Below are 18,357 nucleotides of genomic sequence, written 5' to 3' on the forward strand. Positions count from 1 at the left end.
CTCTCAGAGCTGGGCGAGGTCGAGCAGGACGCCGAGCTCGTCGAGGGTGAGCTCGCGCAGCTCGCCGCTGCGCAGCCGGCCCAACGACACGGGGCCGATCGCGGTCCTCGTGAGCTGGCGGACCGGGTGGCCGACGTGGTCGAGCAGCCGCCGCACGATCCGGTTGCGTCCCTCGTGGATCACCAGCTCGACGATGGACTTCGCGGCCGTCGCCTCCACGATCCGCGCCTGCGACACCGTGACCGGTCCGTCCTCGAGCGTCACGCCCTCGAGCAGCTGCTTGATCGTGCGCCGGTAGACCTCGCCCTCGACCTCGGCGACGTACGTCTTGTCCACCTCGTACGACGGGTGCGCCATCCGGTGGGCGAAGTCGCCGTCGTTGGTGAGCAGCAGCAGCCCGGAGGTGTCGGTGTCGAGGCGCCCGACGTGGAAGAGCCGCTCGGGGCGGTCGGCGACCAGGTCGGAGATCGTCCGCCGGCCCTCGGGGTCCGACATCGTGGACACGACGCCACGGGGCTTGTTCAGCACCAGGTAGACGAGCTCGGACACCGGCGGCAGCCGCTTGCCGTCGACCCGGATCACCGCGGTGCGGGGGTCGACCTTGGTCCCGAGCCGGGTGACGACCTCGCCGTCGACCTCGACCGAGCCCGCGAGCATCAGCTCCTCGCACTTGCGCCGCGAGGCCACGCCCGACATCGCCAGCAGCTTCTGCAGACGGATCAGGCCGTCCTCGTCGGTCTCCAGTCCCCCGCTCACGTGGGCTCGGTCCCGCCGTCGGGCTCGGTCCCGTCCCCGCTGTGCGGGGAGTGCGGGTGCTCGGGCGCCGCCCCCGGGATCGACTCAGGCGTCGACTCCGTCGCCATCGGTGCCGCCATCTCGGCGAGCTCGTCCTCGAGGTCGTCCATGTCGGGCAGGTACGGCGCGAGCTCGGGCAGGTCCTCGATCGAGGTCACCCCGATGCGCTCGAGGAAGTAGGTGGTCGTGCGGTAGAGGTGCGCCCCGGTCTCGTGGTCGTGGCCGGCCTCCTCGACCAGGCCCCGAGTCAGCAGCGTGCGCATCACGCCGTCGACGTTCACGCCCCGGATCGCCGAGACCCGCGCCCGCGACACCGGCTGCTTGTAGGCGACCACCGCCAGCGTCTCCAGCGCCGCCTGGGTCAGCCGGGCCTGCTGTCCGTCGAGGACGAAGCCCTCCACGACCGCCGCGTAGTCGTCGCGGGTGTAGTAGCGCCACCCGCCGCCCACGTTGCGCAGCTCGAAGCCGCGCCCCTGCTCGGCGTACTCCGCCTCGAGCGCCTCGAGCGCCTCGGTCACCTCGACGACCGGGTAGCCCACGGCGGTCGCCAGCGTCATCGTGTCCATCGGCTGGTCCGCGACCATCAGCAGCGCCTCCAGCGAGGGCCGCAGGGCGGCGACCGGGATCGCCAGCGTCTCCTCGGCCGTCATGTCGGTCATGTCGGTCATGTCAGCGGTCGTCCCCGCCGGGGTCTGATCCTGGGTCTCGGTCATCGGTCTCTCCCTCCGGTACGTCGCCGGCCTCGGGCGGTGCGCCCTCGAACTCGTCGGTGATCAGCTCGTCGACGTCGGCGTCGTCCTCTCCGGTCCACCGTACGGTCAGCTCGCCCAGAGGCGTCACCTGGTCGAAGGCGACCGCGCCCTCGCGGAACAGCTCGAGCAGCGAGAGGAACCGGGCCACGGTCGTGAGCCGGTCCGGGGAGTCGCCGCACAGGGCCCGGAACGTCATCGTGCCGCTGCGCCGCAGCCGGTCCACGACCAGCGCCGCCTGCTCGCGCACGCTGACCTTGTTGGCGTGGATGTGCTGCAGGGAGACCTCCAGCACCGGCTTGGGCTCGAGGGCCTTCGCGGCGAGCTGCGCGAACTGCTCGAGCCCGATGCCGATCAGCGCCTCCGGCAGCAGACCGGCGAACCGCTCCTCCAGACCGACCGCACGAGGATGCCGCTTGGACTCCACGGCCAGCCGCGTCGCGAGCACGGACGCGACCTGCTTGAAGGCGCGGTACTGCAGCAACCGGGCGAACAGCAGGTCCCGTGCCTCGAGGAGCGCGAGGTCCTCCTCGTCCTCGATGTCGCCCTGGGGCAGCAGGCGCGCGGCCTTGAGGTCGAGGAGGGTGGAGGCGACCAGCAGGAACGACGTCGTCTGCTCGAGGTCCCACTGGGCCGGGTTCTCGGGCGAGCCCCCGACCTTGATGTGGGCGATGAACTCGTCGGTGACCGTCGAGAGCGAGATCTCGGTGATGTCGAGCTTGTGCTTGGCGATCAGGCTGAGCAGCAGGTCGAAGGGCCCCTCGAAGTTGTCGAGACGCACTGCGAACGCCGGCGTCGCCTCGCCGCTGGTCTCCACGGACGCCGCGGTCATCCCTCGCTCAATCGTCGCACCAGCGCACTGTCGTCACCTTGGGCTTCGAAGTCGGCCAGCACGAGCGCGATCGCCTCGCGGACGATCCGGCCCCGGTCGACGGCGAGCCCGTGGGACCGGCGCAGCACCAGCCGGGTGTGCTCGAGGTCGAGCAGCTCGTCGGAGGTGACGTAGACCGTCATCTTCTCGTCGTGGCGGACGCGGCCACTCGGCTTCTTCTGCCCCGCGGTGTCCTGGCTGCCGTCGGCCGCCTCGTCTTCGTCGCGCACGCCCCGGTCGTCGCCGGGGGGCGCGGTGGGACGGAACAGGTCGTCGGCGGCGGGAAGGCTCACCCGTCGAGGCACCGCGCGAGCACCTCCTTGGCGAGCTGACGGTAGGAGTCGGCCCCCGCGGACGACGAGGCGTACGTCGTGATCGGCTCGCCGGCCACGGTCGAGTCGGAGAACTTGACGGTGCGCCGGATGACGGTGTGGAACACCGTGTCCCCCCACGCCTGCACCAGCCGGTCCATGACCTCGCGGCTGTGCAGCGTGCGGCCGTCGTACATCGTGCCCAGCACGCCGTCGATGGAGAGCTTGGGGTTGAGTCGCTCGCGGACCTTGTCGATCGTCGTCTTGAGCAGTGCGACCCCGCGGAGTGCGAAGTACTCGCACTCGAGCGGCACGATGACGCCGTCGGACGCCGTGAGGGCGTTCACGGTGAGGAGGCCCAGGGAGGGCTGGCAGTCGATGAGGATGATGTCGTACTCCTCGACTGCCGGGCCGAGGACTCGCTGGAGGGTCTGCTCGCGGGCGACCTCGTGGACCAGCTGCACCTCGGCGGCCGAGAGGTCGATGTTGGAGGGCAGCAGGTCCATTCCCGCCACGACCGTCGGGACGATCACGTCGTGGAGGTCGACGTCGCGCTCCATCAGCAGGTTGTAGATCGTGAGGTCCATCTCGTGCGGGTTCAGGCCCAGACCCACCGACAAGGAGCCCTGCGGGTCGAAGTCGACGAGCAGGACCTTGCGGCCGAGCTCGGCCAGCGCCGCCCCGAGGTTGATCGTGGTCGTCGTCTTGCCGACGCCGCCCTTCTGGTTGCACATCGACACCACCCGGGCACGGCCGTGGGCGCCCACCGGTCCCGGCTCGGGGATGTGCGGCATCGGCCGGCCCGTGGGGCCGAGCACGGCCGGTGCGGCCGGCCCGTCGACCTCGACGAGGGGGCGCTCGAACGGCAGGGGTTCGGCCACGGGCAGGTCATCTCCGGGTTCTGGTGATCGATCGATGGTTGGGGAAGGGGTGCGGATCAGCGGGGGCATCGCTCCGGCTGCGCTGCCGGACGGGCCGGGGCCCGTCCCGAAGGTGCCACCTGTCGTCATCCCCGCTCCTCACCGACTTGTCGACACGACGACAAGTTGTCGACCCGCGGGCGACTCTAGGACTGTGCTCCGACAGCGACAAGCCGAAGCGGGAAACCCTCAGCCTGACCGGGCAATCTGTTGATGACCTGTGCAGAGGACAGGCGGCGGATGCACAGCAGACCGCCGCCTGTGCACAAGTCTGTGGAGGAGGGTCAGGCTCTCGGAGTCGTCTCGTCGGCGCCGTAGACGAGGTCGGTGTACTCGGGGTGCTTGCCGATCCAGCCCTTGATGAACTGGCACAGCGGCATCACCTTGCGCTCGCCCGCGGCGCGTACGTCGTCGAGACCGAACCGCGCCAGCGCCGAGCCCACGCCCTTCCCCTCGAACCGGTCGCCGACCTCGGTGTGGGTGAAGACCACGAGCTCGTCGGTGAGCTGGTACTCGGCGAATCCGGCGAGCTCTCCGTCGATGTGGGCCTCGTAGCGGCTCTGCTCGGGATTGTTCGAAGTCACGACGTCACTCATGACAGCGACTCTAGACTGCTGGTGTGCGCCCACGAGCGGCCGTCCTGGCCCTGCTGGCGGGGTCGCTCGCGGGGGGACTGATGATCGCATCCGGGGCGACCCCTGCCTCTGCGCGCCCCACACCGCTCGACCGGGTGCGGACCACGCTGGGGGTGCGCCTCGCCCCGCCCGTCGTCACGACCGGGGAGCCGAGCTCGGTGGTGGCACAGCTCTCCCCCGCCCAGGGCGGGCGGACGTTCACGGTGCTGCGGCTCGGGAACGCCGGCTGGACGTCGGTCGCCACGGGCACCGGCAATGCCGCGGGCCTGGCCGTCGTGCCCCTGGACACCACGAGCCCCGGCTCGCAGACGCTGCAGGTCGTCGCGGACGCCACTGCGACGCTCCCCGCGGTCCGCTCGGCGCAGGTGACGCTGAAGGTCTACACGCCGGGCTCCTGCAGACCCACGCCAGCTCTCGTCGACCCCGCCCCCACCGAGGCGGCGCGTTGCCTGGCCGCCCGGCTCGATCGCTGGCGGGCGGCCGGCCTGATGGGCGTCGGGCAACAGCTCAACGTCTCCAACCAGGACTACCTCGCCCCGCTGTCGGCGCTCGGCGACCGGCGCGTGTCGGTCGTCGGCTTCGACCTGCAGGAGCTCGCGGAAGGTGAGACCTACCAGTTCCCTCAGCCTCCGCTGGACACCCTGGCGGGCCTCGCGCAGCAGGGGGCGGTCCTCTCCGCGTCGTGGCACGCCCTGAACCCGCACTCGGCGAGCTCGTCGTGGGACCGCAGCTGGACGTCGTTGGACTCCCTGCTGAGCACGACCACCCCCGAGGGCGCCCGGTTCTGGGCTGACTTCGACACCAAGCTCGACCTGCTGCGGCGCTTTCAGGACGCCGGTGTGGCCGTGGTCCTGCGCCCCTTCCACGAGGCCAACGGCAGCTGGTTCTGGTGGGGCCGGCCCGACCCGACGACGTACCGGCGGCTGTGGTCGATGATGCAGCAGCGTGCCTGGGCGGCCGGGGTGCACAACGTGGTCTGGGCCTACTCGTTCGCGGCCCGGACCTGGTCCGGGGTCCGCGCGCCCGAGACCCTGCTGCCGCTCCACGTCGACCTCGCGGGTGTCGACAGCTACGACCCCGAGGGCGCCCAGGCAGACCCGCGGGACCGCCTCGACGTGACCGGGTACGCCGCAGTTGCCCGCAAGGTGAAGCGGATGGCGCTGACCGAGGTCGGCCCCGCGCAGAGCCCGACCGGCGCCTGGAACCCGGCGGTCGTCTCCCGCGTCGCGCATTCGCTCGCGCCTCGTCCTGCGTGGGCGATGCTCTGGTTCGACGACGGCGAGGGCAAGAAGCAGATCGGCTCGCTGACCGGCGGCCTGCGGTGGCTGGACTCCTGTCCCACCGCGCTCTGCTACGTGCGCTGACTCACAACGACCGCATCGCCGTGGTCTGCAGCACCAGCTCGCCGGCCTCGTCGGAGGCGTCGAGGTCGACCTCGGCCTCGATCACCCAGTCGTGGTTGCCCTCGGGGTCGTGGAGGGTCTGGGTGACCCGCCAGGTCCGCCCGGCCTGCGCGACCTGCAGCAGATCCGGTCCACGGGCGTCGGAGTCCAGCAGCACCCGGTCGTGCTCGGCGTAGTAGTCCTCGATCGCCGCGTCCCAGGCTGACCGGGTCATCACGACCTCCCGGGGCGGGTCGGTGCGGTCGGCGGCGGCGCGCTCCATCCCCATCAGCGCATCGAGGTCGTCGCGCGCGACCAGCTCGACCCGTCGGAACATCGCGTTGCGGATCATCACCCGGAAGGCGCGGTCCTGCTTCGAGATCGGCCGCGGCGGAGGCGGCGGCTCGTGGTGAGCCACGTCGGAGCGGACGTGCGTGGGGTCCGCAAGCGCTTCCCACTCGTCGAGCAGCGAGGAGTCGGTCTGTCGGATGGTCTCCCCCAGCCACTCCGCGAGGTCGTCCAGCTCCGGCGTCCGGTGCTGGTCGGGGACGGTCTGTCGCAGCGTCCGGTAGGCGTCGCTGAGGTAGCGCAGCACCAGGCCCTCGGACCGGGCCAGCTGGTAGCGGCCGACGAAGTCGGTGAAGGTCATCCCCTGCTCGTACATCTCGCGCACGATCGACTTGGGCTGGAGGGCGTCCTCGCGGAGCCAGGGGTGCCGCTCGCGATAGATCTCGTACGTCGCCTCCAGCAGCTCCGCGAGCGGCTGCGGCCAGGTGATGTCCTCGAGCAACGCCATCCGCTCGTCGTACTCCAGCCCGTCGGCCTTCATCTCCGCGACCGCCTCGCCCCGGGCCACGTGCTGCTGCTGGAAGAGGATCTGGCGCGGCCCCTCGAGGACAGCCTCCACCACCGAGACGATGTCGAGCGTGTAGGTCTCCGTCTCGGGGTCCAGCACGTCGAGGGCGGCCAGCGCGAAGTGCGCGAGCGGCTGGTTGAGCGCGAAGTCGGCCGGCAGGTCGACCGTGAGCACGTAGCGGCGGCCGAACTCGTCCGGCTCGTCGAGCCGGGTCAGTGTCCCGGACCGCAGCAGCGACCGAGCCAGGCGCACTGCACGCCGCGCGAGGCGGAGCTGCTGGCGGTGGTCCTCGTGGTTGTCCGTCAGCAGCCGGCGGAGCACCGGGAAGGCGTCCTCCTCACGTGCGAGGACGTTGACGAGCATCGCGTTGTCGACCTTCATCCGCGACACCAACGGCTCGGGCTCGCCAGCGACCAGCTTGTCGAAGGTCTGCTCGCTCCACACCACGGTGCCCTCGGGCGGCTTGCGCAGCTGCGCCTTGGAGTTCTTCTTCCCCGCGGCCTGGCGGGCCGCGACCTTCGCCTTGGCCTTCTCGTTCTCGATCACGTGCTCGGGTGCCTGGACCACGACGTACCCGGCGGTGTCGAAGCCGGCGCGTCCGGCCCGGCCGGCGATCTGCAGGAACTCCCGCGTGCGCAGGATCCGCTGGCGGCTGCCGTCGAACTTGGCCAGGCCGGTGAACAGCACGGTGCGGATGGGCACGTTGATGCCCACCCCGAGCGTGTCGGTGCCGCAGATCACGCGCAGCAGGCCCGCCTGGGCGAGCTGCTCGACCAGGCGCCGGTACCGCGGCAGCATGCCGGCGTGGTGGACGCCGATCCCGCGTCGCAACAGCTTCGAGAGGGTCTTGCCGAACCCCGCCCCGAACCGGATGCCGGCGAGCCGCTCGGCCAGCTCGTCGCGCTGGTCGCGGGGCGCAGCCGCCCAGCCCGCGTTGAGCAGCGCCGTCGCCTGCTCGACGGCGTCCTTCTGGGTGAAGTGCACGACGTACACCGGCCCTTGCCCGGTGGTGACCAGCTCCTCGAGCGTGTCGGACAACGGCGTCATCACCCAGCTGAACGTCAACGGCACCGGGCGTACGGCGTCGTCGACCACCGTGGTCTCGCGCCCGTTGCGCCGGGTCAGGTCCGCGGCGAGCTCGGACATGTCCCCCAGCGTCGCCGACATCAGCACGAACTGCGCCTGGGGCAGCTCGAGCAGCGGGACCTGCCACGCCCAGCCGCGGTCGGGCTCGGCGTAGAAGTGGAACTCGTCCATCACCACCAGGCCGACGTCGGCGCTCGTCCCCTCGCGCAGGGCGATGTTCGCCAGCACCTCGGCGGTGCAGCAGATGATCGGTGCCTCCGCGTTGACCGACGCGTCGCCGGTGAGCATCCCGACGTCTTCGGCACCGAACTCCTCCACCAGCGCGAAGAACTTCTCGCTGACCAGCGCCTTGATCGGGGCGGTGTAGAACGAGACCCGGTCCTCGGCCAGCGCGGCGCGATGGGCGGCCGCGGCGACCAACGACTTGCCCGACCCCGTGGGGGTGGCCAGCACGACGTTGTCGCCGGCCAGCACCGCCAGGATCGCCTCCTCCTGGTGCGGGTAGAGCGTCAGCCCGCGCTCGGCGGCGGCTGCCGTGATGTCGTCGAGGAGGTCCGCCACACCCCCATCCTTCCCGATGCCCGGTCCGCCCCGGTCCTCGCTCACCCGTCGGCGCGCTCAGCGCGCCCGGGGATGGGCGGTCGCGAAGACCTCGCGCAGGTTCTCCACGGTCACCAGCGTGTAGATCTGGGTAGTGGTCACCGACGCATGCCCGAGCAGCTCCTGGACGACGCGCACGTCGGCACCGCCGTCGAGCAGGTGGGTGGCGAACGAGTGCCGCATCGTGTGCGGGGACACGTCCTTGGTGACCCCGGCCCGCTCCGCCGCCTTGACGAGCACCGACCACGCGGACTGCCGCGAGAGGCGCCCGCCTCGGGCGTTGAGGAACAGCGCCGGCGTGCCCTTCCCCGCCGCGACCAGCTCCGGGCGACCGCGCACGAGGTAGGCGTCCACCGCCTCGCGGGCGAACGAGCCGACCGGCACGATCCGCTCCTTGCCCCCCTTGCCGCGCAGCAGCACGGTGCCGTCGGTCATGTCGAGGTCGTCCACGTCGAGGCCCACGGCCTCCGAGATGCGCGCGCCCGTGCCGTAGAGCACCTCCAACAGAGCCCGGTCGCGCAGCGCGAGCGTGGTGCCGGATGCCCCGGCCGCCTCGAGGATCGCCTCGACGTCGGCGAGCGGGAGCGCCTTGGGCAGCCGTTTCGCCGGGGTCGGCGGCTTCACCCCGCCGGCCGGGTCGCTCGTCGCGAGCCCGTCGGCCACCGCGAACTTGTGGAACCCCCGCACCGCCACCACCGTCCGCGCCGCCGAGGTCGAGCTCAGCGCCGGATGGTCCGCGTCTCCCTCGCGCAACCGCACGAGAAACGCCGAGACCGTGGCCTCGGTGACGGCCTCGAGCCGTTCGACGCCGCTCACCGCGAGGTACTCCTGGTAGCGCCGCAGGTCGCGCCGGTACGACGTGAGCGTGTTCTTCGCCAGCCCCCGCTCGACCGAGAGGTGGTCGAGGTAGGTGCGGACCGCCCTCCCGATCTCGGTGGGGACGACAGCGGCGGGCGCGGCCGCGACAGGCGATGTCGTGGCCGCCGGGGCCTCGCTCACGCCAGGACGGCGTCCAGCGGGTCGACCGCGATCCCCACCGCCTCGCCCACAGGTGCGTTGGTCAGCCGGCCGGCGTGCGTGTTGAGGCCCAGGGCCAGGCTGTGGTCGTCGCGGCTCGCCTGGCGCCAGCCCTTGTCGGCCAGCGCGACGACGTACGGCAACGTCGCGTTGGTGAGCGCGTACGTCGAGGTGTTCGGCACCGCTCCCGGCATGTTCGCCACGCAGTAGAACGTCGAGTTGTGCACCTGGTACGTCGGGTCCGCGTGCGTGGTCGCGTGGGTGTCCTCGAAGCAGCCACCCTGGTCGACCGCGATGTCGACGAGCACCGAGCCCGGCTTCATCCGCGAGACCAGGTCGTTGCTGACCAGCTTGGGTGCGGCTGCGCCGGGGATCAGCACGGCGCCGATCACCATGTCGGCCTCCATGACCTGCTGCTCGATCGCGAGCTTGGAGGAGGCGAGCCCGTGCACCCGGTTGTTGTAGCGCCAGAACGACATCCGCAGCTTGTCCAGGTCGGTGTCGAGGAGTGTGACGTCGGCGCCCATGCCCAGCGCGATGTTGGCGGCGTTCTGGCCGGAGACACCGGCGCCGATGATCACGACCTTGGCGTTGGCGACGCCGCCGACTCCACCCATCAGCACGCCGCGGCCGCCCTGGGCCTTCAACAGCGAGTGGGCGCCGACCTGGGGCGCGAGGCAGCCCGCGACCTCGGACATCGGGTACAGCAGCGGCAGCCCGCCCGAGGGCAGCTGCACCGTCTCGTAGGCGATGCCGGTCACCCTGGTCTCGAGCAGCTTCTCGGTGAGCGGCTTGTCCGCGGCCAGGTGCAGGTACGTGAACAGCGTGAGGTCCTCGCGGAGGCGGTGGTACTCCTCGGCGACGGGCTCCTTCACCTTGAGCACCATCTCGCCCTCGCCCCAGGCGGCGTCCGCGTCGGGAACGATCTGTGCGCCGGCGGCGACGTACTCCTCGTCGTGGATCGAGGAGCCCTCCCCCGCGCCCTGCTGGATGAACACCTGGTGACCGTGGGCGGTGAGCTCGTGCACGCCGATCGGCGTGATCGCCACCCGGTACTCGTGGTTCTTGACTTCCTTGGGGACGCCGACCTTCATGCGCGCACTTCCTCCTGCTCGGGTCAGACCGTCACGACGGTGTGGCGGCCACGGGCGAGACTATCCGGCCAGACCCCTCGCCTTGGCGAGAAGCACGGCCGAGACGAGGTGCGCGTCGGCGAGTCGTCCGGACGCCACGGCCGCGTGCAGCTCGTCGAACGGCACCCAGCCGAGCTCCATCTCGGCCTCCTCGTGCTCGGGGGTGAAGTCACCGCGCCCGACCTCGCGCAGCCCGCGGGCCAGGTAGAAGTGGCTCTGCTCGGAGGAGAAGCCGGGTGAGGAGTACGTCGAGGCCAGGTGCGTCCAGTCCGACGCCTCCAGCCCTGCCTCCTCGGCCAGCTCGCGGCGGGCGACCTCCGCCGCGTCCTCGCCCGGGACGTCGCAGAGCCCCGCCGGCAGCTGCACCAGCGCGCTCCCCACCGCGTGCCGGTACTGCCACAGGCACAGCACCCGCTCCTGGTCGTCGATCGCCAGCACGATGGCAGCGCCCGGGTGCTCGATCACCAGTCGGGTGAACGGCTCCTCCTCGGGGTGGCCAGGTCGCCGCAGTCGGTCCGCGCGGACCTTCACGACCCACCCGCCCCCGTCGTACGGGTAGCTGCTGTCCTGCACCGGCCACTGCTCAGGCCGGTCCGCGAGCTCGGGCGCCATGGCGGTCGTCAGTCCTCGTCGACCTCGGGCTCACGACGCAGCCCGGACTCGTCGATCGGGAACCGCAGCTCACGCTGCCGCGCCAGCGCCGCGCCCACCAGGCCCGCGAACAGCGGGTGCGGGCGGGTCGGCCGCGAGCGCAGCTCGGGGTGGGCCTGGGTGGCGACGTAGTAGGGGTGCACGTCGCGCGGGAGCTCGACGAACTCGACGAGGTTGTTGTCCGGGGAGGTGCCGGAGAACACGAGCCCGGCCTCCTCGAGCTGACCGCGGTAGCCGTTGTTGACCTCGTAGCGGTGCCGGTGCCGCTCCTCGATGAGCGCGCTCCCGTAGGCCTCCCGGGTGATCGAGCCCTCCTTGAGCGCGGCCGGGTAGAGGCCCAGACGCATGGTGCCGCCCAGGTCGCCGGCGCCCTCGACGTACGCCTTCTGCTCGGCCATCGTGGCGATCACCGGCTCCGGGGTGTCGGGGTCGAACTCGGTCGAGCCGGCCTTCTCCAGGCCCAGCACGCTGCGGGAGTACTCGATGACCATGCACTGCAGGCCCAGGCAGAGCCCCAGGGTCGGGATCCCGTGGGTGCGCGCATAGGTGAGCGCACCGAGCTTGCCCTCGATGCCGCGGACGCCGAACCCACCCGGGACGCAGATCGCGTCGACGTCCTGGAGGTTGCGGGCCGCCCCCGCGGGGGTCTGGCACTCGTCGGAGGCGATCCAGCGCAGCTGGACCTTCGCCTCGTGCGCGAAGCCACCGGCCCGCAGCGCCTCGGCGACCGACAGGTAGGCGTCCGGGAGGTCGACGTACTTGCCGACCAGCGCGACCGTGACCTCCTCCTTCGGGTGGTGCACACGGCGGAGCAGGTCGTCCCAGACGGTCCAGTCGACGTCGCGGAACGGCAGGTCGAGCCGGCGTACGAGGTAGGCGTCGAGGCCCTCGCGGTGCAGAACCTTGGGGATGTCGTAGATCGACGGCGCGTCGGCCGCGGTGACCACGGCCTCCTGGTCGACGTCGCACATCAGCGAGATCTTCTTCTTGATCGACGGCGGCAGCTCTCGATCGGCACGGCACACCACCGCGTCGGGCTGGATGCCGACCTGGCGCAGCGCGGCCACGGAGTGCTGGGTGGGCTTGGTCTTCAGCTCACCCGACGGTCCGATGTAGGGCACCAGGGAGACGTGGAGGAAGAAGCAGTTGTCGCGACCGATGTCGTGGCGCACCTGCCGGGCCGCCTCGAGGAACGGCAGCGACTCGATGTCGCCCACGGTGCCGCCGACCTCGGTGATCACCACGTCGACCCGCTGCCCGTCGACCTGGGTCTGCCCCATCGCGAGGATGCGGTCCTTGATCTCGTTGGTGATGTGCGGGATCACCTGGACGGTGTCGCCCAGGTAGTCGCCGCGACGCTCCTTGGCGATCACGCTGGAGTAGACCTGGCCCGTGGTGACGTTCGCGATCTGGCTCAGGTCGGTGTCGAGGAACCGCTCGTAGTGCCCGATGTCGAGGTCGGTCTCGGCGCCGTCGTTGGTGACGAACACCTCGCCGTGCTGGAACGGGTTCATCGTCCCGGGGTCGACGTTGAGGTAGGGGTCGAGCTTCTGCATCGTGACGCGCAGACCACGCGATCGCAGAAGGCTGCCGAGGCTGGATGCCGTCAGGCCCTTCCCGAGCGAGGAGGCGACGCCTCCGGTAACGAATACGTGCTTGGTGGGCGTCGCCTGGTTCACGGAGTTCGATCCTACGTCAGAGGAACCGCTCCGTCCGACCCCGACGCTCCGAAAGAGCCACCCTGGACCGAGATCGACCGGATCAGGGCCAGCACGGTGGTCACCTGACCGAGCGGGGCGTCGGCCCCGTCGACGGTCGCGACCTCGTCGGCGACCGGCTCCGAGCGCAGCGCGGCGAGATCACCCGAACCGCTCGCGGACCCGGTGTCCCCAGCGACGACCACACCGGTCGCCTTCGCCGCCAGCCCGGAGAGCAGGCCCGACAGGATCGCGGGGTTGACGGTCGTGCCGAGCACGACCAGCACCAGCGGAGCGCGCACTGCGCCGTCCGGCGAGGTGAGCAGCTCCCCACCGGCGAGGCTCTGCCGCACCGAGAGCGCGTCGGCGCCGGGCAGATCGGTCTCCGCGGTCGCGAGGCCCACGAGCTGGCCGAGACGGACGTACGTCGAGGCGTCCGCGCTCACGGCTCCCGAGCCCAGCTGCGTCATCAGCTGGCTGCCGAGCGTGTCGACCAGTGACTTCTCCTGCGGGTCGGTCAGCGCGGGCAGCACGTCGTAGGTGCCCGCGACCTCGCCACCCGCGGCCTCCACCTCCGCCCCGAGCGCGCTCACGACCTCGCCCGAGGCACCCGGCAGCGTGACCAGCGAGACCGGGTGGCCCTTCAACCGGCCGTCGTACAGCGCGGCACCACTCGCCGCGGCGAACTCGTCGCCGTACGACGTGCCCTGCGCCTCCGTGCGCTGCCGCTGGGTCGTGGCCGATGCCGGCCGGTCGTCGCGGCCCAGCTCACTGAGAGGACCGCCCCCGAGGGCCACGCCGACGGCCAGGGCCAAGAACACGGAGACGAGGGAGACGATGTGGTGCCGGTAGGAGATCACGGGAGAAGTCCTTGCAGGGTGTCGGTCAGGGTGTGTGCCCACTCGTGCCCCACCGGCGTGACGCCGACCGCGGCTCCGAGGGCGACGAGCCCGGACAGCATGACCAGGAACAGGTGCCAGGGGCGCACGCGCCCGGCGTAGAGGAGGGGTACGGCGGTCGCGTCCACGAGGCGGGGGCCCACCTTGAGGCGGGTCAGGTAGGTGCTCGCCAGCCCGGATCGCGACCGGTCCAGGAAGTCCTCGAGCGTCGCGTGCATGCCGACCCCGACGATCATCGCCGCGTCGGCGGAGTGGGCCAGGAGGAGGGCAGCGTCCTCGGGGGTCGCACCGGACTCGAAGCGCAGCGGTCGCAGCCCGAGCCGCTCGAGCTGCTCGACGGCTCCCCGCCCGGCGCCCCGGTCGGTGCGCACGACCACGTCGCGCGCGGCCTTCAGCGTCTTGGCGGCGGGGGTCTCCGCGTCGCCGGCGCCGGCGTCGACGACCACCACGTCGGCACGCAGGCCGGCCTCGCGCAGGGCCTCGGCACCCCGGCCGACCCCGATCAGCACCGGATGCTGCTCGCGCACGAAGGGGCGCACCAGGCGCAGCTCCCGCTCGACGTCGTGGCTCGCGACGACCACGACGACCGGACGGCCGGCGACCCGCGTCGACAGCCGGGGCACGCCCAGCCCGTGGAGCAGCAGGTCCTGCTCGCGGCGCAGGAACTCCGTGGTGTTGTGGGTGAACGTCTGCAGCTGGGTCGGGAGGCCGTCTCGAGCAGCGTCCAGCTCGGCCGCGATCGTGTCCGGGTTCGCCGCGCGTCCCACGGCGGCCGGTCGGCCCTCGACCAGCACCGTGCCCTCGTGGACCCGGACCTCGAACCCGTCGGGGATCGAGGACAGTCCGGCAGCACCGATGCCGTCGACCAGCGGGACCCCCGCCGCCACCAGCAGGGCGGGCCCCAGGCATGGGTAGCGCCCGGAGACCATCGGTGCGGCGTTGACGACGGCAGCGACACCCGCGTCGACGAGCGCCTGCGCGGTCGAGCGGTCCAGGTCGGCGTGGTCGAGCACGGCGATGTCCCCCGGCCGCAGACGCGACAGCAGAGCGGGGGTACGGCGATCGACGCGGGCGGTGCCCACGACTCCGGGGTCGTCGAGGGCGGGACGAGGGCGTACGGGCAGTCTCATGACCGCGTCCATGCTGCCAGCCGGTGACCGGCGGTTGGCGGACCAGCGTGCTCCGGGCGCGTCGGGTGGCCTGGGTCACTCAGCGGCTGGTGCGTGCCTCCTGGGCGACGTCGAGGAGCTCTCGTGCGTGGGCGAGCGCGGACTCGGAGTCGGCCAGCCCGGCGAGCATCCGGGAGAGCTCCCGCTCGCGGTGCTCCTCGTCGAGGACGGTGAGCCCGGAGCTGGTGACGGTGCCGTCGGAGGACTTCTCGACCACCACGTGGCGGTCGGCGTACGCCGCGACCTGCGGCAGGTGGGTGACCACCAGGACCTGGGCGCTGCGGGCGAGCTCGGCCAACCGGCGGCCCACCTCGACGGCCGCGGCGCCGCCGACACCGGCGTCGACCTCATCGAACACGAAGGTGGGCACCGGGCTGGTGCCGGCGAGGGCGACCTCGAGGGCGAGCATCACCCGCGAGAGCTCACCTCCCGACGCGCCCTTGCCCAGCGGTCGCGGTTCCGAGCCGGTGTTGGCGGCGAGCAACAGCTCCACCTCGTCCACGCCGGACGCGGTGTAGCGCAGCCAGCGCCCGTCCACCTGAAGCGGCCCGTGGGTGCTCGCGGCCGGCTCGTCGACCTCGTGCTGCCGGACGTCCACGGTGAGCCGTGCGTGCGGCATGGCCAGCAGGGCGAGCTCGGCGGTGACCTCCTCGGCCAGCCGGGCCGCGGCCTCCGACCGGGCGGCCGACAGCGCCGTCGCGGCCGCCCCCAGCTCGCGGCGGAGCTGGATCTGCTCGGAGCGCAGGGCCTCGATGCGTTCGTCGGTGTGGTCGAGGTCCAACAGGCGGGTCGCGGACCGCTCGGACCAGGCGAGCACCTCGTCGATGGTGTCGCCGTACTTGCGGGTCAGGGCGGTGAGCGCCGCGCGCCGCTCGGAGACCACGGCCAGGCGGGCGGGGTCGGTGTCGATCCGGGAGGCGTACGACGCGACATCGGCGGCCAGGTCGGAGAGCAGGTAGGTGATCTCGCTGAGCCGGTCCGCGAGCTCGCCGGCCTCGCCATCGTGCTCACGCACGCCGTCCAGGAGCGTGCGCGCAGCCGAGGTGGTCGCGAGCGCGTCGGGATCACCCTGCTCGCTCGACAGGGCCTCGCGGGCCTGCTCAGCCGCCGTGCGGAGCGTGTCGGAGTAGCCGAGACGCGACTCCTCAGCAGCCAGCGCGGCGTCCTCACCCGGCTCCGGGGCCACCGCCTCGATCTCGCCGAGTCCGAAGCGGAGCAGGTCCGCCTCCTGGGCCCGCTCCCGGGCGGTGGCGACGACCTCGTCGAGCTCGCGCTCGGTGGCCTCGAGCCGCCGGTGCAGGTCGGCGTACGTCGTCAGCAGCCCGGCCACGGAGTCACCGCCGAAGCGGTCGAGCGCCTCACGCTGGGCGCGGGCCCGCAGCAGCCGGTGCTGGTCGGACTGCCCGTGGACGGCGACCAGCGGCTCGGCGAGCTCGGCGAGCGTGGACGCGGGCACCGAGGCACCACCGACATAGGCACGCGAGCGTCCCTCCGCTGAGACGTTGCGCGCGAGCACGACCCGGTCTTCCTCGACCTCTCCCCCGGCCTCGTCGACCGCCGTGGCGAACGCGGCGAGCCCCCCGACCCGGACCACACCCTCGACGCGGGCGTTCTTGGCGCCCGTGCGCACCGCACCGCTGTCGGCGCGCCCGCCCAGGAGCAGGCCGAGCGCCGTCACGATCATCGTCTTGCCCGCCCCGGTCTCGCCGGTGATCACCGTCAGGCCGGGCCCCAGCTCCAGGGTCGAGGACTCGATCACCCCGAGCGAGGTGATCCGGATCTCCTCAAGCACGGGGGTCTGCTCCCGTCTCCCCGGGTGTCCGGAGCCTGCGCTCGGCCGATCCTCGCCAGCCCTCGACCGGCAACCCGAACTTCGCGACCAGGCGGTCGGTGAACGGTGCCTCGTGGAGCCGGACCAGCCGGACGGGCTGGGCGCCGCGACGCACCTCGATCCGGGCGCCTGGAGGGAGGTCCACGGTCCGGCGGCCGTCGCACCAGAGCACCCCGGCACCGTTGGTGCGGGCCAGCACCTCGACAGCCAGAACGGACGTGGGCGCGACCACCAGCGGTCGCGCGAACAGCGCGTGCGCACTGATCGGGACCATCAGCAAGGCCTCGACGCCGGGCCACACGATGGGGCCTCCGGCACTGAAGTTGTAGGCCGTGGACCCGGTCGGCGTGGCGCACACGACCCCGTCGCACCCCCAGCGGGACAACGGCCGTCCATCGACCTCGACGACCACCTCGAGCATCCGCTCGCGGGATGCCTTCTCCACACTCGCCTCGTTGAGCGCCCAGGTGCGGTTGAGCACCTCACCGTCGAGCATGACGCTCACATCGAGGGTGAGCCGGTCCTCGGCGGTGTAGCGCCGTCGCACCACGGCCTCGATCGTGGACTCGAGGTCGTCGTACTCGGCCTCGGCCAGGAACCCGACGTGGCCCAGGTTGATGCCCAGCACGGGGGCACCGGAGTCGTGGGTCACCTCGGCGGCGCGCAGGATCGTGCCGTCCCCGCCCACGACGACCACGAGCTCGCATCCGGCGCTCGGATCGCCTTCGCTGACGACCTCGATGCCGTCCGCGGCGGTGTCGAGGCCGAGCTCGACGGCCTCGTTGGCCATGACGCGCACCAGCAGCCCGTGCATGGTGAGCGCCTTGACGAACGCGCAGGCGACGTCACGCGCGTCCCCGCGCCCGGTGTGCGCGAGCAGCAGGACGCGTCGGGTCTGCGATGGTGCGGCGGCGGTCACGGGTCCACCCTCTCACCCGGTACCCCCAACGGTGCCGCGGCGCGGACCAGGGTGTGGATGGCCTCCTCGTCCAGCTCCGCCGGGCCTCGCCGCAGCCAGAGGAAGAACTCGACGTTGCCTGAGGGGCCGGGCAGCGGACTGGTCGCCACCATCCGGGCGCCCCAGCCGCGCGCGGCCGCGGCGGCGGCGACGCCCGCCACGGCCTCGGCACGCAAGGCGGGGTCGCGCACGACACCGCCCTTGCCGACCCGGTCCTTGCCGACCTCGAACTGGGGCTTGACCATCAGCGCGAGGTCCCCGTCGGGCTCGGTGACGCCGATGAGCGCGTCGAGCACCAGCGCGAGGGAGATGAAGGACAGGTCGCCGACGACGAGGTCGACCCCACCGTTGATGGTCTCGGGCACGATCTCGCGCACGTTGACCCGGTCGTGCACAGCCACGCGCTCGTCCTGCTGGAGTCGCCACGCCAGCTGCCCGTAGCCGACGTCGACCGCGACCACCTCGGCTGCCCCGTGCCGGAGCAGCACGTCGGTGAACCCACCGGTCGACGCGCCGGCGTCGAGGCACCGGCGCCCGGCGACCACCAGGCCCGCGGGCTCGAAGACCGCCAGCGCACCGGCGAGCTTGTGCCCACCCCGGGACACGTAGTCAGGGCGGTCGGGGTCGTCGACCACCACGATCGCGACGTCCGTCGTGACCCCCGTGGCGGCCTTGGTCGCCACCGTGCCGGAGACCTTGACCCGACGCAGGTCGATGAGCTCGCTGGCGTGGTCGCGAGAGCGAGCCAGCCCGCGACGGACCAGCTCGGCGTCGAGACGCAGACGGCGCGGCGGCAC

The 18,357-nt window shown here is 72.0% G+C and carries 17 protein-coding genes; 1 reads left to right on the plus strand and 16 read right to left on the minus strand.

All coding sequences use genetic code 11. From position 1 onward, the window contains the following. Positions 1-3: 3 nt before the first annotated feature. The 6 genes from AC3ANS_RS11480 to AC3ANS_RS11505 all read right to left on the minus strand — a co-directional run bounded on the left by AC3ANS_RS11480 (position 4) and on the right by AC3ANS_RS11505 (position 4,242). Entirely contained in the window at positions 4-756 is a 753-nt protein-coding gene (locus AC3ANS_RS11480; protein WP_488296284.1) for a pseudouridine synthase, read from the minus strand. Then, on the minus strand, positions 753-1,508 hold the full coding sequence (gene scpB, locus AC3ANS_RS11485) for an SMC-Scp complex subunit ScpB (protein WP_488296285.1): 756 nt from the start codon (positions 1,506-1,508) through the stop codon (positions 753-755). The genes AC3ANS_RS11480 and scpB overlap by 4 nt, the downstream gene beginning before the upstream one ends. Further along, entirely contained in the window at positions 1,465-2,376 is a 912-nt protein-coding gene (locus AC3ANS_RS11490) for a segregation and condensation protein A (protein ID WP_488296286.1), read from the minus strand. Before AC3ANS_RS11490 ends, scpB begins: the two co-directional genes overlap by 44 nt. Continuing rightward, on the minus strand, positions 2,373-2,708 hold the full coding sequence (locus AC3ANS_RS11495) for a hypothetical protein (RefSeq protein WP_488296287.1): 336 nt from the start codon (positions 2,706-2,708) through the stop codon (positions 2,373-2,375). Before AC3ANS_RS11495 ends, AC3ANS_RS11490 begins: the two co-directional genes overlap by 4 nt. Then, positions 2,705-3,676 carry a ParA family protein gene (locus tag AC3ANS_RS11500; protein WP_488296483.1) on the minus strand — a complete coding sequence of 324 codons (972 nt, stop codon included), beginning with the start codon at positions 3,674-3,676 and terminating at the stop codon, positions 2,705-2,707. Before AC3ANS_RS11500 ends, AC3ANS_RS11495 begins: the two co-directional genes overlap by 4 nt. 254 nt (positions 3,677-3,930) lie before the next feature. Next, positions 3,931-4,242, minus strand: a complete 312-nt coding sequence (locus AC3ANS_RS11505) for a GNAT family N-acetyltransferase (RefSeq protein ID WP_488296288.1) — start codon at positions 4,240-4,242, stop codon at positions 3,931-3,933. Between the two features lie 23 nt (positions 4,243-4,265). Between AC3ANS_RS11505 and AC3ANS_RS11510 the strand changes: the two genes are divergently transcribed. Further along, positions 4,266-5,645 (plus strand): glycoside hydrolase family 26 protein, encoded by a 1,380-nt coding sequence (locus AC3ANS_RS11510; protein WP_488296289.1) that lies wholly within the window; start codon positions 4,266-4,268, stop codon positions 5,643-5,645. Position 5,646: 1 nt separating this feature from the next. Here AC3ANS_RS11510 and AC3ANS_RS11515 read toward each other — a convergent pair whose 3' ends face one another. The 10 genes from AC3ANS_RS11515 to AC3ANS_RS11560 all read right to left on the minus strand — a co-directional run bounded on the left by AC3ANS_RS11515 (position 5,647) and on the right by AC3ANS_RS11560 (position 18,357). Next, positions 5,647-8,166: a DEAD/DEAH box helicase gene (locus AC3ANS_RS11515; RefSeq protein ID WP_488296290.1), complete on the minus strand. Its 2,520-nt coding sequence runs from the start codon at positions 8,164-8,166 to the stop codon at positions 5,647-5,649. 57 nt (positions 8,167-8,223) lie between these two features. Further along, positions 8,224-9,204 (minus strand): site-specific tyrosine recombinase XerD, encoded by a 981-nt coding sequence (gene xerD, locus AC3ANS_RS11520; protein WP_488296291.1) that lies wholly within the window; start codon positions 9,202-9,204, stop codon positions 8,224-8,226. Beyond that, positions 9,201-10,316, minus strand: a complete 1,116-nt coding sequence (gene ald / locus AC3ANS_RS11525; protein ID WP_488296292.1) for an alanine dehydrogenase — start codon at positions 10,314-10,316, stop codon at positions 9,201-9,203. The genes xerD and ald overlap by 4 nt, the downstream gene beginning before the upstream one ends. 60 nt (positions 10,317-10,376) lie before the next feature. Beyond that, positions 10,377-10,967: an NUDIX domain-containing protein gene (locus tag AC3ANS_RS11530; RefSeq protein ID WP_488296293.1), complete on the minus strand. Its 591-nt coding sequence runs from the start codon at positions 10,965-10,967 to the stop codon at positions 10,377-10,379. Positions 10,968-10,975: 8 nt separating this feature from the next. Beyond that, on the minus strand, positions 10,976-12,685 hold the full coding sequence (gene pyrG / locus AC3ANS_RS11535) for a CTP synthase (protein ID WP_488296294.1): 1,710 nt from the start codon (positions 12,683-12,685) through the stop codon (positions 10,976-10,978). 11 nt (positions 12,686-12,696) lie between these two features. Continuing rightward, on the minus strand, positions 12,697-13,563 hold the full coding sequence (locus AC3ANS_RS11540; RefSeq protein WP_488296295.1) for a copper transporter: 867 nt from the start codon (positions 13,561-13,563) through the stop codon (positions 12,697-12,699). Beyond that, positions 13,560-14,732, minus strand: coding sequence for a putative cytokinetic ring protein SteA (gene steA, locus AC3ANS_RS11545; protein WP_488296296.1), 1,173 nt, complete (start codon positions 14,730-14,732; stop codon positions 13,560-13,562). Before steA ends, AC3ANS_RS11540 begins: the two co-directional genes overlap by 4 nt. Before the next feature lie 79 nt (positions 14,733-14,811). After that, on the minus strand, positions 14,812-16,563 hold the full coding sequence (gene recN / locus AC3ANS_RS11550) for a DNA repair protein RecN (RefSeq protein WP_488296297.1): 1,752 nt from the start codon (positions 16,561-16,563) through the stop codon (positions 14,812-14,814). Further along, positions 16,556-17,521: an NAD kinase gene (locus tag AC3ANS_RS11555; protein WP_488296298.1), complete on the minus strand. Its 966-nt coding sequence runs from the start codon at positions 17,519-17,521 to the stop codon at positions 16,556-16,558. The genes recN and AC3ANS_RS11555 overlap by 8 nt, the downstream gene beginning before the upstream one ends. Next, complete coding sequence (locus tag AC3ANS_RS11560; RefSeq protein ID WP_488296299.1) at positions 17,518-18,357, minus strand: TlyA family RNA methyltransferase; 840 nt, start codon at positions 18,355-18,357, stop codon at positions 17,518-17,520. Before AC3ANS_RS11560 ends, AC3ANS_RS11555 begins: the two co-directional genes overlap by 4 nt.

It is taken from the genome of Nocardia sp. 149-1B, from assembly GCF_057747975.1.